The organism is Streptosporangium sandarakinum (genome assembly GCF_013409935.1).
GTDB lineage: Bacteria > Actinomycetota > Actinomycetes > Streptosporangiales > Streptosporangiaceae > Streptosporangium > Streptosporangium nondiastaticum.
In genome coordinates this window covers 628,858-648,883 of record NZ_JACCCO010000001.1, presented here as the reverse complement: position 1 = coordinate 648,883, position 20,026 = coordinate 628,858, and the positions used below count along the sequence as shown (strand labels likewise).

Below are 20,026 nucleotides of genomic sequence, written 5' to 3'. Positions count from 1 at the left end.
GCACACGATCGCGCCGCACACGACCGTGCCGCGCCCGGCGCGTGTGACCGCGGCGACACGGCGCCGGACCGTGCCGCGGCCGGCCGCGACGCCGGCCACCTGACCGTCCTCTACCGGGGGCCCCTGTCCAGCTGCGACTACGACTGCCCCTACTGCCCGTTCGCCAAGCGCCGCGACGACCCCGCCCGGCTGCGCCGCGACCGGGCGGCGCTGGAGCGGTTCACCCGGTGGGCGGCGGAGCGCGACCACCCCGTCTCGGTGCTGTTCACCCCCTGGGGCGAGGGGCTCGTCCGATCGTGGTACCGGCGGGCGATGGTCGGGCTCAGCCACCTGCCGCACGTCCGGCGGGTCGCCATCCAGACCAACCTCAGCTGCCGCACCGGCTGGCTGGGCGAGGCCGATCTCGGCACCCTCGCCCTGTGGGTCACCTACCACCCCGGGCAGGTCGGCTACGAGCGGTTCCTCGGCCGGTGCCGCGACCTGACCGGGATGGGCGTCCGCTTCAGCGTGGGCGTCGTGGGGCTGCCCGAGCACCTGGACCACGCCCGCCGGCTCCGTGACGACCTGCCCGCCGAGGTCTACCTGTGGGTCAACGCCGCCGAGGGGCACTCCTACACCGACGCCGAGGCGGCCGAGTGGACGCGGCTCGACCCGCTCTTCTCCTACAGCCGCACGCCGCACCGCAGCGCCGGACGGCCGTGCCGTACGGGGGACACCGTGATCTCGGTGGACGGCGAGGGCACCGTACGGCGCTGCCACTTCGTCCCGGAAGTCCTCGGCAACCTCTACGACGGGACGTTCCGGCCGCGCGCCCGGCCGTGCCCGGCCGCCCTGTGCGACTGCCACATCGGCTACGTGCACCTGGAGCCCACCGGCCTCTACGACGTCTTCGCCGGGGGGATCCTGGAGCGTGTCCCCGCCTTCCACGGCCGGGCCCGCTGAGACCGAAGGCCGGATCGGGGCCCTCGCCGGCGCACCGGCCGGACGGGCGCGCGTGACCGGACCCCGCGTCGCGCGCCCGCCCGGCGGGGTCGGCGCCGCCGGGCTCAAGTCTCCCTGACCGGCCGGTAGTCGGTCTCGGTCATGCCGAAGGTCCAGGCCACGCCCTCGCGGGCGGTGCGGGTGGACGGCGGGACCCGCAGCCAGTATCTGCGGAAGGTTCCGTCGGGTTCGGCGGTGGAGTTGACCACCTCGACCATCGTCACCGGCTCGTCGTCCGGCAGGACGATCCGCCACAGCACGCCCGCCTCGTCGCGGTGCACGGGGACGGCGCCGGACTCGGCGAGGTAGCGGTCGTAGCCGAAGTGCTCCAGCATGACCCGGCGCAGCTCGGCGTTCTCCTCGGCGTCGATCCGCTGCACGGTCAGCGCCGCCATGGTGGCGGCGAAGCCGGCGGGGACCGGCATGCCGCCCCAGGCGTGCACGGCGAAACCGTCGGGGAACGACAGCGCCGGACCGCCGGCGCGGTGCAGGCGCGACATCCCGTCGCGGTGCAGTTCGGCGGGGCGCTCGCACACGACGGCCACCCGCTCGAACGGCCACCACCAGCCCGCCGACCGCGCGACCCGGGCGAGCCCCTCCGTCTCCGGCCGGTCCAGGGCGTCGAACAGCGCCAGCCACGGCGCGTCGTGCTGGCCCAGCACGGCGTCCAGGGTCGAGGCGCGCAGCGCCGCGGCGGCGGTCTGCGACTCCTCCGCGGCGGCGACGCCCTGGCGGATCCGGGTCACGATCCCGTTCACCGGGTCCCAGAGCCGACCTCCGGTGAGGGCCCAGGCCAGCGCCCAGCCCGTCGGGCCCAGGGCGGCGTACGCCTCCGCCCTGGCGCGTTGCCACGGGCCGGTCCGCACCGCGTCACGCACGGACCGGCCGGTGTCGAGCAGGGCGGCGGCCCGGGCGCCGGCGAGGGGGGAGTCGGCCCAGACGATCTCCCCGGGCTCGGCCAGCCCGGCGGCCCGGTAGGCCAGCCGTACGCCGGCCTCCGCCTCGGGACGATCGGCGGGCCCGGCCCGGAAGGCGACCTCCTCCCAGCGCTGCGCGGCGGCGGCCAGGACGTCGGCGAATTCGGTGGTGACGGTCATGCTCGGGGACTCCTCAGTCGGCGACGACGCGGAAGGCGCCGGGGATGTACTCGCGCTGGCGCTGCACGCGGTACCACCCCCTGGGCAGGGGGATCGCGGCGTGCTCCTCGTGGACGACGCGCCCGCCGCCGGGCAGATGCAGGTGGTCGGGGTCCATCGGGTGCAGGCCGCGGACGAGCGTGCCCGGGCCCACCACCGCGTGGGCGTGGCCGGTGGCCTCGCCCAGGGCCAGGACTAGGCGGCCCCGGGCGTCGCGCGGCGCGGACGGCGCGGTCCTGACCGAAGGCGGCACGGCCTCCTCGGCGACGGGAACGATCAGGATGTCACCCTGGCGGTACATCGGCGGTCTCCTCGGGATCGGGATGATCGGAAACTAGCCGCCGTCACCGACATTTCCCGCCGTCACAGAAGTCGGCCCGGCATTTCCCCCGAGACGGAACCGGAGCCGGCGGATCCCGCGATAGACCGGAATGTGGATCTCTTCAGGATCGGGCGCCGCGAACCGCCCCCGGTCGGCCCGGACAGCGACGACGCCGAACTCATGGCGGCCGTCGCCGCCGGGCGGATGGAGGCGCTGCGGCTGCTGCACCAGCGGCACGCGCCCTGGCTGCGGGCCCGGCTGGCCCGCCGCTGCGCCGACGCGGACCTGGTGGACGACGCGCTCCAGGACACGTTCGTGGCCGTCTGGCGGGACGCGCGCCGCTACGACGCGTCGGGAGGCGAGGCGGCGGCGTGACGCCCTCCGCCGGTCTGCGGGCGCTGGTGGCCTTCGAGACGCGCCGGCTGCTGCGCGGCCCGCTGCTGTGGGGCGCGGCGGCCCTGTGCCTGGTCCTGCGGCTGTACGCGGTCCGGGAGCGGCTGCCGGACCTGACCGTCGACCCGGTGAGCATGTCGGGCGCCATGCCGCTGCTCGCCGCCGCCGCCATGCTGGCCGCCCACCTCGCCGCCTCCCGGGACACCCGCGAGGGCATGCCGGAGACGCTCGGCCCGCTGCCGGGCCGGGCGCCGGAGCGGACCGTGGCGGCGGTGGTCGCGGCAGTGGCGGCGGGCACCGGGATCGCCGCGCTGACGATGGTCCTCTACCTGGCGGCGCGGCTGGCCATGGGGCCGGTGGCCGGTACGTTCGACCCGTACGAGGCGCTGGCGGGGGTGCTGGCGGTGCCGTTCGCCGCGGGGCTGGGCGCGGTGCTCGGCAGGTGGGCGCCCTGGCCGGTCGCGGTGCCTGCGGCGGCCTTCCTGCTGGGAGTGTTCACCTGGCTGAACGGCAACCAGGGCGGCTACGGCGGCTGGTTCCTGCCGGTGGTGCTTGTTCCACGGCCCCGACTGGCCGGCCCGGCCGTCGGGCCTGCACGTGCTGTACCTGGTCGCGGCCGTCGCCCTCTTCGCCGCCGTGGCCCTGCTGCGGCACGGGATCCGGCCGGCGCGCCTGGCGGCCGCGGTGACCGCGGCGGCGGTGGCGGTGCCCGCGGGGGCCGCCGCGACCGCCGCCGCCCCGGGAGGGGAGGAGATGAACCCGCCCCTGGCGAGGGGCATGAAGTTCACCGCGCGGCTCGTCCCGGCGCGGGTCCGCGACCGCTACCTCGGACCGGACTCCCGCAGGTGCGAGAAGCGGGGTGCCGTCACGTACTGCGCGTTCCCGCGGTACGTCTCCTGGATCCCGCTGTGGGCCTCGGCCGTGGAGCCCGTCGTCGAGGCGCTGCCCCCGGCGGCGCGCGGCCGGCTGCCGGTCGTCCGGCAGTACTCCGACAGCTGGTGGATGGCCGACGACCACGACGATCGGTCCATCGGGACGTTCATGGTGTGGGGCCGGGCCGGCGCGGCCGACGCCCACCGCGGGGCGCTGGCCTCCGCGCTGGTCGGCCGGCTCGTCCGGCTGCGCGCCACGGGGGACGACCCCCTCGCGGTCGCCGCCGCACTGGCCCTGCTGATGATCTCCGCGGTCGCCGCCGGCGCGGCCCTGGGGTGGGGGACGGCGCTCACCCTGCTGCGGATGACGGCGGTGCTGCTGGGCGCGGCGGCCGCGTTCACCGTGTCCGACGCGATGGACGCCGACACCGGCGCCACCCCGGTGCCCCGCCGGGCGCGTCAGGGGCTGCGCCGCGCCCTGGGCGCCCTGGGCGCCGGGCTGACCTGGGCGGCCGCCTGCACGATCGCCGTGGCCAGGCTGCGCGCGGGTGACGAGCTGAGAGCGCCGGGGATGGCGGTGGAGGCGGCGGTGTGCGTCGCGGTCGGTCTGCTGTCGGCGTCGGTGGCCGCTCGGCTGCACCCGGGGAGGGTTGCCGGTCTCGCCGGGACGGGCGGTCTGCTCGCGGCCGTCTCGGTGAGCCTGGTCGCCCGGGGCCCGTACTGGCCGTGGCCGTACCCCCAGGAGGACGGCTGGGAGGAGGTGCGCCACGGCTGGCTCGCGGCGCTGGTGGTCGTCGTGGCGCTGCTCGGGCCGGCCTGTGGTGACCTGCGTTCGCGGATCAGGCGGCCGGTTCGGCGCGGACGGTGCGGCCGAGGTCGGCCAGCACCTCGGTGGTGAGCCGGAAGGCGAGCCTGGCCTCCTGGACGATCCGCAGCCGCTCGTCCTCGCCGGCGGGCAGGGCGTCCAGCCGGGCGCGGTACTCCCGCCTGAAGTGAGGGATGCTGCCGATCGCGTCGAAGCGGTAGGAGTCGGCGCCGCCGTCCGGCCCGTAGCCGTAGATCCGCCGCAGCTCCCGCCGGATGAACTGCCCGCCCGAGAGGTCGCCCAGGTAGCGGGTGTAGTGGTGGGCGACGTAGCCGCCCGGCCAGGCGGCGACGTGTTCGATGCGGGCCACCAGGGCGAGGGTCGGCGCCGACGGCTCGATCACTGACCGCCAGCCGGGGCCGTAGACCGTCTCCAGATCGCGCGCCAGCGCCTCCCCCCGGTACAGCTCGGGCAGGACGAACGGCGCGGCCACCGGGTCGTCCGCCAGGGTCCGGGAGACGCGGTCGAGCGCGGTGTAGACGAAGTGGTTCTGGGCGACCATCGCTCCGTAGCCCTCCGGGCTGAGCCGGCCGGCCAGCAGCGCGACGAGGTAGTCCTGGTTCTCGGCCGCGGCGTGGTCGTCCCGGGTGGCGTTCCTGAGCACTTCGGAGAACGGTGCCTGACTCAATATCGCTCCGTGTGGAAGGGGATTTGCGCTGGCGTGGCTCCCCAGCCTCACAAAGCCCCCCAAAACCGTCAAACTCGCAGCGACCTTCCGTCCGCCGGTTCACCCGGGCCCGGGACGTCCGCCGCGGAGCCGTCCGGCCGCGCGGACGGCCGGCACGACGAGGGCCAGCAGCGCGGCGAACACCGGCAGCCAGGCCAGCCGGTGCGCCAGCCAGGCCGGGCCGGTGGGCGCCTCCACCAGACCGGGAAGCCCGCCGAGTCGCAGCACCGCCAGCGCCGCCGCGGTGAGAACGGTCTGGTGCCACAGGAAGACGGTCATCGCCGACAGGTTCACCAGCGCGACCGCCGCCCACAGCCGGGGCCGCCGCATCAGCCGGGCCAGCGGCCCGCGTACCAGCAGCGCCAGTCCCACCTGGGCGATCCCGAAGCAGACCGCGGCGAGCGTGGGCGGACTGAGGTTGGACACCTTCGCCCCGGTGACGCCGACCATGCTCACCGGATACCCGAACCAGGCGACCAGCGCCGCGGTCCCGGCCGCGCCCGCCGCCAGCATGCCCGCCGCCACCCGGCGCGAGGTGAACGCCCCGCCCGCCCAGGCGACGCCCAGCGCGTACGGCACCAGCCATCCGGCCACCACGTTCACCCACCCCGGCCAGGACGGCCCGCCGAGCCCGAACCGGACCGCGTCCGCCGCGAGCACGACCGTGGCGGCCGAGCCCGCCACGGCGAGCGGCGCGGCCCGCAGCAGGGGGGTGGCCGCGGTGAGCGCGGCGAAGACCGCCAGGAACCACACCGGCCCGACCGCAGGCTGCACCAGCGACCGGATCGGCCCGATCGGCATGCCGCCCACCGCCAGTCCGGCGGCGACGCCCGCCCACACCAGGGCGGGCAGGCCCACCGGACGCAGCAGCCGCCGCATCCTGGCCCGCACCCACAGCCGGTATCCGGCGGCCGACCGCAGGCTCCGCGCCGCCGCGTACCCGCCCACGAAGAAGAACACCGCCAGCGTCTGCAGCACCCACGAAGCGGGCGTCAGCCAGGGCATGTGGGCGAGCGGGCTGGAGACGCGCACGGTCCCGCCGGGGTGGGGCGTCCACGCCGTGACCAGCCAGTGGCCGGTGACCACCCCGGCGACGGCCAGCGCCCGCAGCGCGTCCACCCCGCGGTCCCGGCCGGCCGGGGTGGCGGCCTCCATCCGGGCGGCGAGGGCGGCGAGGGCGCCGGGGGCGCCGGGGGCGCCGGGGGCGGGCGCGGGCCGCCGTGCCGGTACGGTGCGGTCAGCCACGGGACACCTCGCCGGTCCGGCCGAGGGCGATCAGGGTGAGGTTGCGCAGCGACTCGGTGCCCGGGTGCAGGTAGCCGCTGTGTCCCACGTCGCCGGTGGCGAACACGTTGCCCCCGAAGCCCGGCGCCGCCGGGTCCGGCCCGAAGCCCAGCGGGCCCAGCCGTACCTTCGGCACCTTCCGTACCCAGTCGCTCCGCCCGCTGCCCGCCCACAGCGGGACGCCCAGCTCCGCCGCGGACGAGACGCCGAGCCCCGGGCTGCCGAAGACGGCGAGGCTCTCCACCCCCGACCCCGGGGCGGCTCCGGCGCACACCACCGAGCCGTAGCTGTGGCACAGCAGGCTGACCCGCTTGCCGCGGAGCGTCTCACCGAGGTAGCGCCGCAGCTCCACCGCCCCACGCCGGGCGGCCCGGTCGGTCAGCGTTCCGACACTGGTGGTGGCCGGGCTGTCGTACCCGAGCCAGGCGACCGCCGCCAGCCGTGCCCCGGGGTCAAGCGCCCGCGCCTCGGCCAGCACGCTCCGGGCCCCGAACGCCGGCGTGCTGTACGGGTCGGCCCGGCCGCCGTCGAAGTTGGCGGCCGTGGTGTCGGAGCCGGGGACGACGACCACGACGCGCTCGGCCGCGCGCAGATCGCCGTAGACGCGGATGATCCGGTCGCCGTGGGCGGCTGGAACGGCCGTGTAGGCCAGGGCGGCGACGATGACGGCGGTGAACGCGCGGTAGAGCATGGGACCTCCGGTCCGATCGGGGGGATCGGACAGGACGCTATGAACCGGGGTCTGTCACCCGCGTCACCCCGGCGTGCTCACCCTCCGGGTCACCCCGTGGGGGGAGGGGGTCACCCCGGACGTCACTCCGGGCCCGGACGCGCGGCGGCGCCCCGGGCGCCGCTCGCCGTACGAGGCCCTGGCCGGGTGGGTCGCGTCCGGCCGCGCGGTGGAGCCCCGGATCAGCCGCCGGGGCGGACCAGGCCCGTCTCGTAGGCGTAGACGATCGCCTGGGCGCGGTCGCGCAGGTCCAGTTTGGCCAGGATGCGGCCCACGTGGGTCTTGACGGTCTGCTCCGACACCACGAGCTGTTCGGCGATCTCCTGGTTGGAGCGGCCCTGGGCGATCAGGGTGAGGACCTCGGTCTCGCGCTCGGTGATGTCGGCCGGCCGGGCGCGCGGGCGGCGCGGCCCGACGCGGGCGAACTCCGAGATCAGCCGCCGGGTCACCGACGGCGCGAGCAGCGCGTCACCGGAGGCGACGACCCGGACCGCCTCGGCGAGCTGCTGGGCGGAGGCGTCCTTGAGCAGGAACCCGCTCGCCCCGGCCCGCAGCGCCTCGTACACGTAGTCGTCGAGGTCGAAGGTGGTCAGGATCAGCACCTTCGGCTTCGGGCCGTCCGCGTCCAGGATGGCCCGGGTGGCGGCCAGGCCGTCCATGACCGGCATCCGCACGTCCATCAGCACGACGTCCGGCCGCAGCTCGGCCGTCCGGGCCATGGCCTCGCGTCCGTCGGCGGCCTCGCCGACGACCTCGATGTCCGGCTGGGAGCTGAGGAACACGGTGAAGCCGGTCCGCACCATGCCCTGGTCGTCGGCGATGAGCACCCGGATCGTCATGCGCCGCCCTCCGTGTCTTCCATGATCGGAAGTATGGCGGTGACCGCGAAGCCCTTCCCGACCGGCCCCGCCCACAGCTTCCCGCCGAGCATGGAGACCCGTTCCCGCATGCCGAGCAGGCCGTGCCCGGCGTTGCCCGGCGTGCGATCGCGGCCGTCGACGCCGGGGCCGTTCGCCACGTGGACGCGCAGCTCGTCGGCGGAGCGGGTGATCCGCACCGAGACGGCCGAGCCGGGCGCGTGGCGCATGGCGTTGCTCAGCGCCTCCTGGACGATCCGGTAGGCCGAGAGGCTCACCGCCTCGGGCAGTCCCAGCAGGTCGCCGCCCAGCCGGAGCGTCACGGTGAGCCCGGCCGACCTCGCGGTGGCGACCAGCTCCTCCAGCCGGCCGAGGCCCGGCTGCGGCGCGGTGTCGGCGCGTTCGCCGCCGTCGCGCAGCACCCCCAGCACGCGGCGCATCTCGGTCATGGTCGCCAGTGACAGCGCGCGGATCTCCGCGAGCCCCTCCTCCAGCACGCGGGGGTCCCCGGCGGCCTTCAGCGGCACGGCTTCGGCCTGGATGGCGATCACCGACATGTGGTGGGCGACGACGTCGTGCAGCTCCCGGGCGATCCTGGTCCGTTCCTCCAGTACGGCCTGCGCCGCCAGGGCCCGCTCGCTGCGCCGTTCCTCCTCCGCCAGCCGGCCGGCGGCCAGGCGCCTGCTCCGCACGTTGTAGCCCAGGAGCGCGGTCACCGTCAGCAGGCCGGCGCCCAGCACGATCTCGCCGCCGTTGGTGCTGACCACGACCAGGGCGAGCACCGAGACGAGCCACGTCCCGAGGGTGGTCTCGCGGTCGCAGCGCACCGCCACCGAGTAGACGACCAGCAGGTAGGTGATGATGCCCGCGGTGGAGTAGGAGTGCGAGGACAGCCGGCCCACGAAGTAGGCGGCCAGGAGCATGCCGCCGGTGGCCAGCCGCCAGGCCGCCAGCGGCCACCGGTCGCGCAGCGCCAGGGGCAGTGAGGAGGCGACCGCGCAGAGGAGGAGGACGTTCACGTTGATGCCCGGAGCCGGGACACCCGGCATGGGCGGCTCGTCGTTGACGGTCAGCAGGACCGAGTAGCCGGAGGCGAACAGGATCCAGGCGAGCACCAGGTCGGCCACCAGGGCCAGGTCGACGGTCCGGAACGGCAGCAGCCCGAGGAAGGCCGGCACCCGGGGCCGGAGGCGCCGCGACCGGGGGAACGGCGGGCCGGGCTCCCCCTTCGCCAGGGCGCGGACCAGCGGCCGGGAAAGCCGGGAGAGAGCGTCACGCGGGGGCATCGGCCCAGCCTAGGGGGAGCGCGGGCGGCCGGCGTCCCCCTCCGGAGTGATGCGTTCCGTCCCACCCCGGGGTGATGCCTACCGTCCCACCCGGGAGTGATCCCTCCGGAAGTCCGGCCGGGAGTGATCCCTCCGGGAGCCCACTCGGGAGTGATTCGTCCGGGAGCCCACTCGGGAGTGATTCGTCCGGGAGCCCGCCCGAGCGTCCGTCCGGGAGCCCGCCCGAGTGTCCGTCCGGAAGCTTGCCCGGAGGCGTCGATTACAGAATTACGATCGCTCACGGCGAACACGCTCAATCCCGGGAACATATAGCCGCTCTCATTAATTGAGTCGGTATAACTCAACCCTTGGAGTGCGCATGAGTGAGAGCTTGATCCTCCCGGTTCTCCCGCTCGACGACCAGGTCGTGCTGCCGGGAATGGTGGTCCCGCTGGATCTGTCCGAGGCCGAGGTCCGGGCCGCGATCGACGCGGCTCAGGCACTGACCGACAACAAGGGACAGGTCCTGCTCGTCCCCCGCATCGACGGCCGCTACGGCTCCGTCGGCGTCAAGGCCGTCGTCGAACAGGTCGGCAGGCTGCCCGGAGGCGAGCCCGCCGCCGTGGTGCGCGGCGTCGACCGCGTGCGCGTCGGCGCGGGCACGACCGGCCCCGGCGCCGCGCTGTGGGTGCAGGCCACCGTCGTCGAGGCCGTCCCGGCGGGCGAGCGCGCAGCCGAGCTGGCCAAGGAGTACAAGGCGCTGACCACCACCATCCTGCAGAAGCGGGGCGCCTGGCAGGTCGTCGACGCCGTCAACCAGATGGACGACCCGTCGGTCCTGGCCGACAGCTCCGGCTACGCCCCCTGGCTGGCCACCCCGCGCAAGGCCGAGATCCTCGAGACCGCCGACCCGGCGGACCGGCTGGCCAAGCTGGTCGAGTGGGCGCGCGAGCACCTCGCCGAGCTCGACGTCGCCGAGACGATCCGCAAGGACGTCCAGGAGGGCATGGAGAAGCAGCAGCGCGAGTTCCTGCTGCGCCAGCAGCTCGCCGCCGTCCGTAAGGAGCTGTCGGAGCTCAACGGCTCCTCCCCGGAGACCGAGGAGGAGGACTACCGCGCCCGCGTCGAGGCCGCCGACCTGCCCGAGAAGGTGCGCGAGGCCGCGCTGAAGGAGGTCGACAAGCTGGAGCGGACCTCCGACCAGTCCCCGGAGACCGGCTGGATCCGCACCTGGCTCGACACCGTCCTCGACATCCCGTGGAACACCCGGACCGAGGACTCGTACGACATCGCCGCGGCCCGCGCCGTCCTCGACGCCGACCACACCGGCCTCGACGACGTCAAGGACCGCATCATCGAGTACCTCGCCGTCCGCGGCCGCCGCGCCGCCCAGGGCCTCGGGGTCGTCGGCGGGCGCCGCAGCGGCGCCGTACTGGCGCTGGCCGGACCTCCCGGGGTGGGCAAGACCTCCCTCGGCGAGTCGGTGGCCCGCGCGATGGGCCGCAAGTTCGTCCGCGTGGCCCTCGGCGGCGTCCGCGACGAGGCCGAGATCCGCGGCCACCGCCGCACCTACGTCGGCGCGCTGCCCGGCCGGATCGTCCGCGCCGTCCGCGAGGCCGGCTCGATGAACCCGGTCGTGCTGCTCGACGAGGTGGACAAGGTCGGCTCCGACTACCGCGGCGACCCCACCGCCGCGCTGCTGGAGGTGCTCGACCCGGCGCAGAACCACACCTTCCGCGACCACTACCTGGAGGTCGAGCTCGACCTGTCCGACGTGCTGTTCCTGGCGACCGCCAACGTGCTGGAGGCCATCCCCGGCCCGCTGCTGGACCGCATGGAGATCGTCACCCTCGACGGCTACACCGAGGACGAGAAGGTCGCCATCGCCCGGGACCACCTGCTGCCCCGCCAGCTCGACAAGGCCGGCCTGACCGCCGAGGACGTCGTCCTCGGCGAGGACGCGCTGCGCCGGCTGGCCGGCGAGTACACCCGGGAGGCCGGCGTGCGGTCCCTGGAGCGCTCGATCGCCCGGGTCCTGCGCAAGGTGACCGCCAACGTCGCGCTCGGCGCCGGGGAGCTGCCGGTGACGGTCACGGACCTCGTGCCCTACCTCGGCCGCCCGCGGCACGTGCCGGAGTCCTCGCTCCCGGAGTCCCGCCAGCGTACGGCGGTGCCCGGCGTGGCCACCGGCCTGGCGGTCACCGGAGCCGGCGGCGACGTCCTGTACGTGGAGGCGTCGCTGGCCGACCCGGAGACCGGCGACACCGGCCTGACCCTGACCGGCCAGCTCGGCGACGTCATGAAGGAGTCGGCCAGGATCGCCCTGTCCTACCTGCGCTCGCGCGGCGCGGAGCTGGAGCTGCCGGTGTCCTCCCTCAAGGACCGCTCGGTGCACATCCACTTCCCCGCCGGCGCCGTGCCCAAGGACGGTCCGTCGGCCGGCGTCACCCTGATCACGGCCCTGGCCTCGCTGCTGTCGGGCCGCCAGGTCAGGAGCGACGTGGCGATGACCGGCGAGGTCTCCCTCACCGGCCGGGTGCTGCCGATCGGCGGGGTCAAGCAGAAGCTGCTGGCCGCCCACCGGGCGGGCATCACCACCGTGCTGATCCCGGCCCGCAACGAGCCCGACCTGGACGACGTCCCCCAGGCGGTGCGCGACGAGCTGACCATCCACACGGTCAGCGACGTACGGGAGGTCCTGGAGATCGCGCTCACCCCGGCCAAGGTCGCCGACCGCGCCGCGGCCTGACCCGGCTCACGCGGTCCGGCCGATCGCACGTGATCCGACCGGCCGCGCGCGGCCTGACCGGCCGCCCCCGTGACGAACGGCCCGCCCTCCGGAGGGCGGGCCGTTCGCCGTTCCGGGCGGTGAGCCGAGCGGAGGCCGCTCACCGTCCCGGCCGGCTCACCGAAGGATATAAATGGACGAATCATTCATTCACTTGAACGGATGTTCCGTCCATGCTGTCATGAACGCATGCTGTACGGCACGCCTCACCTGGAGGCCATCGACGACAAGGTCCTCGGCGAGATCGAGGAGATGCGGCGCGACCTGAAGTATCGTCTCGCCGAGACCCACCGCTGGGACGGAAGACTCCGGCGCCACCTCCAGGCCCTGGCCATCCAGGGGTCCAACTCCATCGAGGGCTACCGCGCCAGCGTCGAGGACATCGAGTCGATCATGGCCGGTGAGGACCCGCTGGAGACCCCCGCCACGGTGGCCAGGGAGATCGCCGGCTACCAGCAGGCGCTCACCTACATCCGGATCCTCTCCCACACCCGGGCGTTCCGGTTCGACACCGGCCTGCTCCACGCGCTCAACTTCATGATGATCGGCCACCACGTGGACAAGACCCCGGGCGCCGTACGGCCCGGCGGCATCTACGTCCGCAACACGGCCACCGGCGAGGTCGTCTACGAGGGCCCGGACGCCGAGGAGGTGCCGGAGCTGCTGGAGGAGCTGGCCGGCTGGCTCAACTCGGGCGACCTCGACGCGCCGAGCTACGTGCGGGCGGCCATGGCCCACTTCAACCTGGTGAGCATCCACCCCTGGCGCGACGGCAACGGCCGGATGTCCCGGGCGCTGCAGACGCTGGTGCTCGGCCGCGACCAGATCACCACCCCGGAGTTCTCCTCCATCGAGGAGTGGCTGGGCCAGGGGAGGGCCACGTACGACTACTACGACGCCTTGGCCCAAGGGCAGGGCGGCCAGTGGAACCCGCATGACGACACACTGCCCTGGGTGCGGTTCTGCCTGCGGGCCCACCACCTCCAGGCCCAGCAGGTCGGGCGGCGGCTGGCCGAGGCGGGGGAGGTGTGGACGATGCTGGAGGAGCGGGTCGACGCCGACGGGCTGAACCCGCGGACCGTCTCCGCGCTCTACGAGGTGTTCGTCAACCGGCGGCTGCGCCGCAGCCGGTACCAGGCCGACGAGGCGCTCAGCCAGGGCCAGGCGGCCAGGGACCTGCGCGACCTGGCGGCCGGAGGGTGGCTGCGGCCGTACGGTGAGACCAAGGGGCGCTTCTACGCGCCCGGCCCGCGGATGCAGGAGATCAAGGACGCCTTCGCCGCGCGGGCGGTCCCGCTGCGCGACCCCTACCGCCACGTCTGAGCAGGCGGCGCGCCGCGCGGTCTTCGGGAAGGCCGGGTGATGCGCGAACGGCACGCCGCGCGGCCCCCGGAGAGTCCCGGGAGGCCGCTTCGCCCGTTCTCCCTGGTCAGCCCTATTTCGGTAAAGTGACCTGAATCACATGAAATATCAGGAATAGGGTTTCGAGGGCATGTGTTGACGCGGACGTGAAGACGACCCGCCGTGCCGCGCCGACCTCGACGAACCGAGGGTCGTGTCGCGGCATGTGCATGTGTGAGATGCGCCGGACCCGCTCCGCGCGCTGACCCCGCCCCGCCCCGTCCTCTTCGCGACTTCACGAAGGCTCCCACCATGACCTGCCCCGCGGACCGTTACGTTCTGCGCCGCCTGAGCCACCTGCCCTTCCACCCGGGCACCCGCTAGCCCTTCCCCCGCTCGACGTCCTTTTTTCGACATCCGTTTGGGGGATTCACAGCTGTGATCGACGTGTCAGGCCTGCGCAAGGTCTACCGGGATCGTGGACGCGAGGTGGTCGCCGTCGACGGCGTCGACCTCCGGGTCCGCGACGGTGAGATCTTCGGTGTGCTGGGCCGCAGCGGTGCGGGCAAGAGCACCCTGCTGCGCTGCGTGAACCTGCTGGAACGGCCCACCGAGGGCACGGTGACCGTGGCCGGCCGGGAGCTGACCGCGCTGGGGGAGGGCGAGCTGCGCCTGGCCCGCCGCGGGATCGGGATGGTGCACCAGCACTTCGCGCTGATGTCCTCCCGCACGGTCGCCGGGAACGTCGCGTTCCCCCTTGAGGTCATGAAGGTCGGCCGGGCCGAGCGCGCCCGGCGCGTCGCCGAGCTGCTGGAGCTGGTGGGCCTGGCCGACAAGGCGAAGGCGCACCCCGGGCAGCTGTCCGGCGGCCAGAAGCAGCGCGTCGGCATCGCCCGCGCGCTGGCGGGCAGGCCCGCGGTGCTGCTGTCGGACGAGGCCACCTCGGCTCTCGACCCGGCCACCACCCAGTCGATCCTCGCCCTGCTGAAGAGCCTCAACCGCGAGCTCGGCCTGACCATCCTGCTGATCACCCACGAGATGAACGTCGTCAAGTCGATCTGCGACTCGGCCGCCATCATGAAGGACGGCCGGATCCAGGAGTCCGGGGCCATCCCCGACCTGCTCGCCCGGCCGGGATCCCGGCTGACCGAGGAGCTGTTCCCGCTTCCCCCGGCCGAACCCGGCGCCGTCACGATCACCTTCGCCGGACAGGCCGGCGAGCCGGTGATCTCGCAGGTGGTCCGCAAGTTCGACGTGGACGTCAACATCCTCGGCGGGGCGCTGGAGGAGGTCGCCGGGGTCGCGGCCGGACGGCTGCGCGTGCACCTCACCGGCGGCGGGCGGGAAGCCGCCCTCGCCCACCTGACCGAGCGCGGCCTGCTGGTGGAGGAAGCCCGATGACCTGGGACGAGATGGCTCCCCTGCTGTGGGAGGCGACCGGGCAGACCGCCGAGATGGTCGCCTGGTCCACGCTGTTCACCGTGCTGATCGGGCTGCCGCTCGGCGTCGCGCTGGTCGTCACCGACCGCGGCGGGCTGCTGCCCTCCACGCCGCTGAACCGGGTGCTCGGGCTGGTGGTCAACATCGGCCGGTCGCTGCCGTTCATCATCCTGATGATCGCGGTGATCCCGCTGACCCGGATGATCGTCGGCACCACCATCGGGACCACAGCCTCGGTGGTCCCGCTGACCCTCGGCGCCGCGCCGTTCTTCGCCCGGCTGGTGGAGACCGCCCTGCGCGAGGTCGGCGACGACAAGGTGCAGGCCGCCCAGGCGATGGGTGCGAGCCGTACGACGATCGTCGGGAAGGTCCTGCTGCCGGAGGCGATGCCCGGCCTGGTCGCGGGTCTCACGGTGACCGTCGTCGCGCTGATCTCCTACTCGGCGATGGCCGGCGCCATCGGCGGCGGAGGGCTGGGCGACCTGGCCATCCGCTACGGCTACCAGCGTTTCGAGACCCCGCTGATGATCGTCACCGTCGTCGTCCTGATCGTCATCGTGCAGCTCGGCCAGATGCTGGGCGACTTCGTCGCCCGCCGCCTGGCCCGTCGCTGACCTGTCCCAGCGCCTCTCCACGCCCTTTTCCGCCCCCCGGGGGGTCCCGCCGCGGGCGGGGCCGCTCCCGGAGGACCTCTTTCTCCGTCTCCCGGAGGCCCCGCCGCGAGCGGGCCGCCGGACGCCGTATCAACAAGGAAGCACACCATGCGCAAGCTCTTCGGCATCGTCTCCGCGATCATCGCGCTGACCCTGGCCCTGGCCGCCTGCGGCTCGGGCTCGTCCGGGTCCGGGTCCGGCGACGGAGGCACGTCCTCGGCCTCCGACGTCCTCAAGGTCGGCGCCAGCCCGGTCCCGCACGCCGAGATCCTGAAGTTCGTCAAGGACAAGCTCGCCGCCAAGGAGGGCCTGAACCTCCAGATCGTCGAGTTCACCGACTACGTCCAGCCGAACGTCCAGCTCGACGACGGCCAGCTCGACGCCAACTTCTTCCAGCACAAGCCCTACATGGACGACTTCAACGCTTCCAAGGGCACCAAGCTGACCTTCCTGCAGCCGGTCCACCTGGAGCCCCTGGGCCTGTACTCCAAGAAGATCACCAGCCTGGACGCGCTGGGCTCGAACGCGACCGTCGCCGTGCCCAACGACGCCACCAACCTCGGCCGGGCGCTGAAGCTGCTCGCCGACAACGGCGTGATCACCCTGAAGGAGGGCGCCGGCACCGCGGCCACCGAGCGGGACGTGACCGGCAACCCCAAGAACCTGAAGTTCCAGCCGCTGGAGGCCGCGCAGCTGCCCCGCTCGCTGGACGACGTGGACGCCGCCGTCATCAACGGCAACTACGCCCTGGAGGCCGGTCTGACGCCGGCCGAGAACGCGCTGGTGCTGGAGAAGGCCGAGAACAACCCCTACGCCAACGGCCTGGTCGTGGCGGCGGGCAAGGAGAAGGACCCGCGCGTGGTCAAGCTCGCCAAGCTGCTCGCCGGTCCCGAGGTGAAGCAGTTCATCGAGCAGCAGTACAAGGGCGCGGTCATCCCCGCCTCCTGACCCCGCGCCCGTGCGCGATCGTGCGATCCGTACGGGGCCCGCGCACCCCGCCTGACGGCGCTCCCCGTACGGCCGCGCACCCCGCGTGCCGCGCGGCCGGGCCGCGGTCCCGAACCTCCGGGACCGCGGCCCGGCCGTTTCTTCTCACCCGGCAACCGGCAGAGTAATGTTCGGTTGCATGCACCCGGGAGCGATCGCCGCCACCTCGCCGGACAAGCCCGCCGTGATCATGGCCGACTCGGGGCGGGTCGTCACCTACCGTGAGCTGGACGAGGAGTCCAACCGGCTGGCCCACCTCCTCCGGGCCGCGGGGCTGCGGCCGGGCGACCACATCGCCTTCATCCTGGAGAACCACCCGCTGTTCCTGACGATCGCCTGGGCCGCCCACCGGTCGGGTCTCTACTACACGGCGATCAGCTCCCGGCTGCGGACCGACGAGCTGGCCTACATCGTCGACAACTGCGGGGCGCGGGTCTTCATCTCCTCGGCCTCCCTGGCCGACGTGGCCGCCTCCGTCACCGCCCTGACCCCGAAGGTCGAGCTGCGGCTCATGCTCGACGGCGTCCCGGAGGGGGCGGAGGGATTCGTCTCCTACGAGGAGGCGGTGGCGGCGCACCCGCCCACTCCCATCGCCGACGAGTGCCAGGGCGCGGACATGCTCTACTCCTCGGGCACCACCGGCCGTCCCAAGGGCGTCGAACCCGTCCTGTCCAAGGCGCCGCTGGACGCGCCCGGGGGCCTGCTGCAGCTCGTGCGGCTGCTGTTCGCGCCGTCGGCCGACAGCGTCTACCTCTCCCCGGCCCCGCTGTACCACGCCGCCCCGCTGCGGTACTGCATGACCTTCCAGCGGCTCGGCGCGACGGTCGTGGTCATGGAGAGGTTCGACCCCGAGCGGGCCCTCGCGCTCATCGAGCAGTACGGCGTGACCCACTCGCAGTGGGTGCCGGCCATGTTCATCAAGATGCTCAAGCTGCCCGCCGGGACCCGGGCCCGCTACGACCTGTCGTCGATGAGGTGCGCCATCCACGCCGCCGCCCCCTGCCCGATCCCGGTCAAGGAGCAGATGATCGAATGGTGGGGGCCGATCATCCACGAGTACTACGCGGGCACCGAGGGCAACGGCTTCCTGCACGTCGGCTCCGAGGACTGGCTCAAGCACCCGGGCACGGTCGGCCGCGCCCTGCTCGGCACCGTGCGCATCCTCGACGAGGAGGGGGAGGAGCTGCCGCCGGGCGAGCACGGCACCGTCTACTTCTCCGACGGGCCGCAGTTCGTCTACCACGGCGACGATGCCAAGACGCGGGCGTCACGCGACCCCCGGGGCAGGGGCTGGACCACCCTCGGCGACATCGGCCACCTCGACGAGGACGGTTTCCTCTACCTGACCGACCGCCGCTCCTACATGATCATCTCCGGCGGGGTGAACATCTACCCGCAGGAGGCGGAGAACGTCCTGTCGGTCCATCCGAAGGTCGCGGACGTCGCGGTCTTCGGCGTCCCCGACGAGGAGATGGGCGAGCAGGTCAAGGCCGTCGTCTCGCCGGTCTCGATGGACCTGGCCGGTCCCGCGCTGGAGGCGGAGCTGATCGCCTACTGCCGGGAGCGGCTCGCGTCGTACAAGTGCCCGAAGTCGGTGGACTTCCGCGAGGAACTGCCCCGCCACCCCACCGGCAAGCTCTACAAGCGCCTGCTGCGCGACGAGTACTGGCCCGCCCGGCCCTGACGCGCGCCGTCACCCGGTCCGGCCGTCACCCGGTCCGCCCCCGTACGGCCGCCCTCGCGCCCGCTCCGGCACGGCCCGGCCCGGTCCGGCGTGAGATCCATCACGGAAATCCGGGGTGCGCCGAGCCCGCTGACCACGGCGCATAAAGGCCGCGTGAGAAGAGCGCTTCTTTCCCGATCATCCTCTTAACCTGGTCTTACACCCTCTCCGGCATCTTTGGAGGCACTGGAGTCAGCGGTCGCCGCCCCGGCTCGGCATGGGCGACGCGAGGAGTTGGGGGATCAAGACATGGAACCGAACAAGGACGGGCAGGACACCACCCCGGCCGATGCGACCGGGTGGAGCCAGTTCGGCAAGGTGCCGCCGCGCGCGGGAGGCTTCGCCGCCTCCAGGCCCGCCGACCCGCAGCCGACGCTGATCCACCCGGTGCCGGAGGCGCTCACCGCCCCGGCGCCCGGGGCCGTCCCCGCCCAGCGGACGCGGCTCACCGCCGCGCAGAAGATCGGCGCGGGACTGGCGCTGGCCGTGGCGGCCGTCGGGGGCGGCGTGGTCGGCTCCGTCGCCACGGCCTCCTTCGGCGACGGCCCCGCGACCGCGCCGGCCGCGGTGTCGGCGCCGCTGGCCGCTCCGGCGGGCAACGTGACCACGGTCGCCGACGTCGCCGCGGCGGTCCAGCCGTCGGTGGTGTCCATCCAGGTCAAGGCCGCCGGCGGGAGCGGCGAGGGATCGGGCGTGGTGCTGACGGCGGACGGCATGATCCTGACCAACAACCACGTGGTCGAGGCCGGCGGGCAGGGCGGCGAGGTGACCGTCAAGTTCAGCGACGGCAAGACCGCCACCGCGCGGATCGTCGGCACCGACCCGGCCACCGACCTGGCGGTCATCAAGGCGAACGACGTCTCCGGCCTCACCGCCGCGTCGCTCGGCGACAGCGACAAACTCAAGGTGGGCGACTCCGTGCTCGCCGTCGGCAGCCCGCTGGGCCTGTCCGGCTCGGTCACCGCCGGCATCGTCAGCGCCCTGGACCGTACGGTGACCGTCGGCGGACAGCAGCAGCAGCCGCAGCTCCCGCCCGGCTGGGGCGGCGGCTGGGGCGGCGGACAGCAGCAGCGGGCCGAGAGCGGACCCACCACGATCGGCCACGCGATCCAGACCGACGCGGCGATCAACCCCGGCAACTCCGGCGGCGCGCTGGTCGACACGCGCGGCCAGCTCGTCGGCATCAACTCGGCCATCGCCACCAACGGCGGCGACGGGAACATCGGCGTCGGCTTCGCCATCCCGATCAACACCGCCAAGCAGGTGGCCGACCAGCTCATCAAGAGCGGCAAGGTCTCCCACGCCTTCCTCGGCGTGAACCTCGCCCAGGCCACCGGCGACACGACCGGCGCCCTCGTCGCCCAGGTCACCGCGGACAGCCCCGCGCAGAAGGCCGGGATCAAGCAGGGCGACGTCATCACCAAGATCGGCGGCACCGCGGTCGACGGCCCCGACACGGTGGTCGGCGCGGTGCGCGGCCTCAAGCCGGGCCAGGAGGTGTCGCTCACCTACCTCCGCGACGGCCGTGAGCAGAACGTCCGGGTGACCCTGGAGGAGAAGACCACCACCTCCTGATCTCCCGCCGCGCCGGCCCGCCGTACGGCCCGGCCCGAACCGTGCGGCGGCACGCGCCGCCGTACGGCCCGGCGGACCGGCGGGGCCGCGCCGAAAGCCCGGGGACGGATGCTGCTCGCTCCCTGGAAAAGGACGTGCCGCCGGACG

General features: G+C 73.9%; 18 protein-coding genes. 10 read left to right on the top strand and 8 right to left on the bottom strand.

The genetic code is table 11. The features are described 5' to 3' along the window. The first annotated feature begins 99 nt into the window (after positions 1–99). On the top strand, positions 100–942 hold the full coding sequence (locus HDA43_RS02875; protein ID WP_179822671.1) for an STM4011 family radical SAM protein: 843 nt from the start codon (positions 100–102) through the stop codon (positions 940–942). 104 nt (positions 943–1,046) lie between these two features. Here HDA43_RS02875 and HDA43_RS02870 read toward each other — a convergent pair whose 3' ends face one another. Both HDA43_RS02870 and HDA43_RS02865 read right to left on the bottom strand, forming a co-directional pair. Next, positions 1,047–2,078 carry a DUF6745 domain-containing protein gene (locus HDA43_RS02870; RefSeq protein WP_218911575.1) on the bottom strand — a complete coding sequence of 344 codons (1,032 nt, stop codon included), beginning with the start codon at positions 2,076–2,078 and terminating at the stop codon, positions 1,047–1,049. Positions 2,079–2,091: 13 nt separating this feature from the next. Then, complete coding sequence (locus HDA43_RS02865; protein ID WP_179818172.1) at positions 2,092–2,418, bottom strand: DUF8820 family protein; 327 nt, start codon at positions 2,416–2,418, stop codon at positions 2,092–2,094. Positions 2,419–2,550: 132 nt separating this feature from the next. Between HDA43_RS02865 and HDA43_RS36270 the strand changes: the two genes are divergently transcribed. After that, a complete protein-coding gene (locus HDA43_RS36270) occupies positions 2,551–2,814 on the top strand; it encodes an RNA polymerase sigma factor (RefSeq protein WP_312872931.1) in 264 nt (87 codons plus the stop codon). Between the two features lie 343 nt (positions 2,815–3,157). Here the strand turns inward: HDA43_RS36270 and HDA43_RS02855 are convergent, their stop codons facing one another. Further along, on the bottom strand, positions 3,158–3,331 hold the full coding sequence (locus tag HDA43_RS02855) for a hypothetical protein (protein ID WP_179818171.1): 174 nt from the start codon (positions 3,329–3,331) through the stop codon (positions 3,158–3,160). Between the two features lie 53 nt (positions 3,332–3,384). On the opposite strand from HDA43_RS02855, the gene HDA43_RS02850 reads away from it, so the two are divergent. Then, positions 3,385–4,602, top strand: a complete 1,218-nt coding sequence (locus HDA43_RS02850; RefSeq protein ID WP_179818170.1) for a hypothetical protein — start codon at positions 3,385–3,387, stop codon at positions 4,600–4,602. Here the strand turns inward: HDA43_RS02850 and HDA43_RS02845 are convergent. The 5 genes from HDA43_RS02845 to HDA43_RS02825 form a co-directional block, all read right to left on the bottom strand. Then, positions 4,544–5,197 (bottom strand): biliverdin-producing heme oxygenase, encoded by a 654-nt coding sequence (locus tag HDA43_RS02845; protein WP_179818169.1) that lies wholly within the window; start codon positions 5,195–5,197, stop codon positions 4,544–4,546. The genes HDA43_RS02850 and HDA43_RS02845 overlap by 59 nt on opposite strands. A gap of 99 nt (positions 5,198–5,296) precedes the next feature. Next, complete coding sequence (locus HDA43_RS02840) at positions 5,297–6,481, bottom strand: acyltransferase family protein (RefSeq protein WP_312872930.1); 1,185 nt, start codon at positions 6,479–6,481, stop codon at positions 5,297–5,299. Continuing rightward, the gene (locus HDA43_RS02835; RefSeq protein WP_179818168.1) at positions 6,474–7,211 is read right to left on the bottom strand and encodes an alpha/beta hydrolase; all 738 of its coding nucleotides are present in this window, start codon (positions 7,209–7,211) and stop codon (positions 6,474–6,476) included. Before HDA43_RS02835 ends, HDA43_RS02840 begins: the two co-directional genes overlap by 8 nt. Before the next feature lie 221 nt (positions 7,212–7,432). Beyond that, positions 7,433–8,089, bottom strand: coding sequence for a response regulator (locus HDA43_RS02830; RefSeq protein ID WP_179818167.1), 657 nt, complete (start codon positions 8,087–8,089; stop codon positions 7,433–7,435). Then, positions 8,086–9,393: a sensor histidine kinase gene (locus HDA43_RS02825; protein ID WP_179818166.1), complete on the bottom strand. Its 1,308-nt coding sequence runs from the start codon at positions 9,391–9,393 to the stop codon at positions 8,086–8,088. Before HDA43_RS02825 ends, HDA43_RS02830 begins: the two co-directional genes overlap by 4 nt. A gap of 358 nt (positions 9,394–9,751) precedes the next feature. Here HDA43_RS02825 and lon point away from each other — a divergent pair, with 358 nt between their 5' ends. The 7 genes from lon (at position 9,752) to HDA43_RS02790 (ending at position 19,879) form a co-directional block, all read left to right on the top strand. Then, positions 9,752–12,121 carry an endopeptidase La gene (lon, locus tag HDA43_RS02820; protein ID WP_179818165.1) on the top strand — a complete coding sequence of 790 codons (2,370 nt, stop codon included), beginning with the start codon at positions 9,752–9,754 and terminating at the stop codon, positions 12,119–12,121. 228 nt (positions 12,122–12,349) lie between these two features. Then, positions 12,350–13,483, top strand: a complete 1,134-nt coding sequence (locus HDA43_RS02815; protein WP_179818164.1) for a Fic family protein — start codon at positions 12,350–12,352, stop codon at positions 13,481–13,483. A 456-nt stretch (positions 13,484–13,939) separates the two neighbouring features. Then, positions 13,940–14,902: an ATP-binding cassette domain-containing protein gene (locus HDA43_RS02810; protein ID WP_179818163.1), complete on the top strand. Its 963-nt coding sequence runs from the start codon at positions 13,940–13,942 to the stop codon at positions 14,900–14,902. Next, on the top strand, positions 14,899–15,555 hold the full coding sequence (locus tag HDA43_RS02805; RefSeq protein WP_179818162.1) for a methionine ABC transporter permease: 657 nt from the start codon (positions 14,899–14,901) through the stop codon (positions 15,553–15,555). Before HDA43_RS02810 ends, HDA43_RS02805 begins: the two co-directional genes overlap by 4 nt. A gap of 147 nt (positions 15,556–15,702) precedes the next feature. Then, positions 15,703–16,542, top strand: a complete 840-nt coding sequence (locus HDA43_RS02800; protein ID WP_179818161.1) for a MetQ/NlpA family ABC transporter substrate-binding protein — start codon at positions 15,703–15,705, stop codon at positions 16,540–16,542. A 178-nt stretch (positions 16,543–16,720) separates the two neighbouring features. Continuing rightward, positions 16,721–18,265, top strand: a complete 1,545-nt coding sequence (locus HDA43_RS02795) for an AMP-binding protein (RefSeq protein WP_179818160.1) — start codon at positions 16,721–16,723, stop codon at positions 18,263–18,265. Between the two features lie 288 nt (positions 18,266–18,553). Further along, on the top strand, positions 18,554–19,879 hold the full coding sequence (locus HDA43_RS02790; RefSeq protein WP_179818159.1) for a S1C family serine protease: 1,326 nt from the start codon (positions 18,554–18,556) through the stop codon (positions 19,877–19,879). The last annotated feature ends 147 nt before the right edge of the window (positions 19,880–20,026 follow it).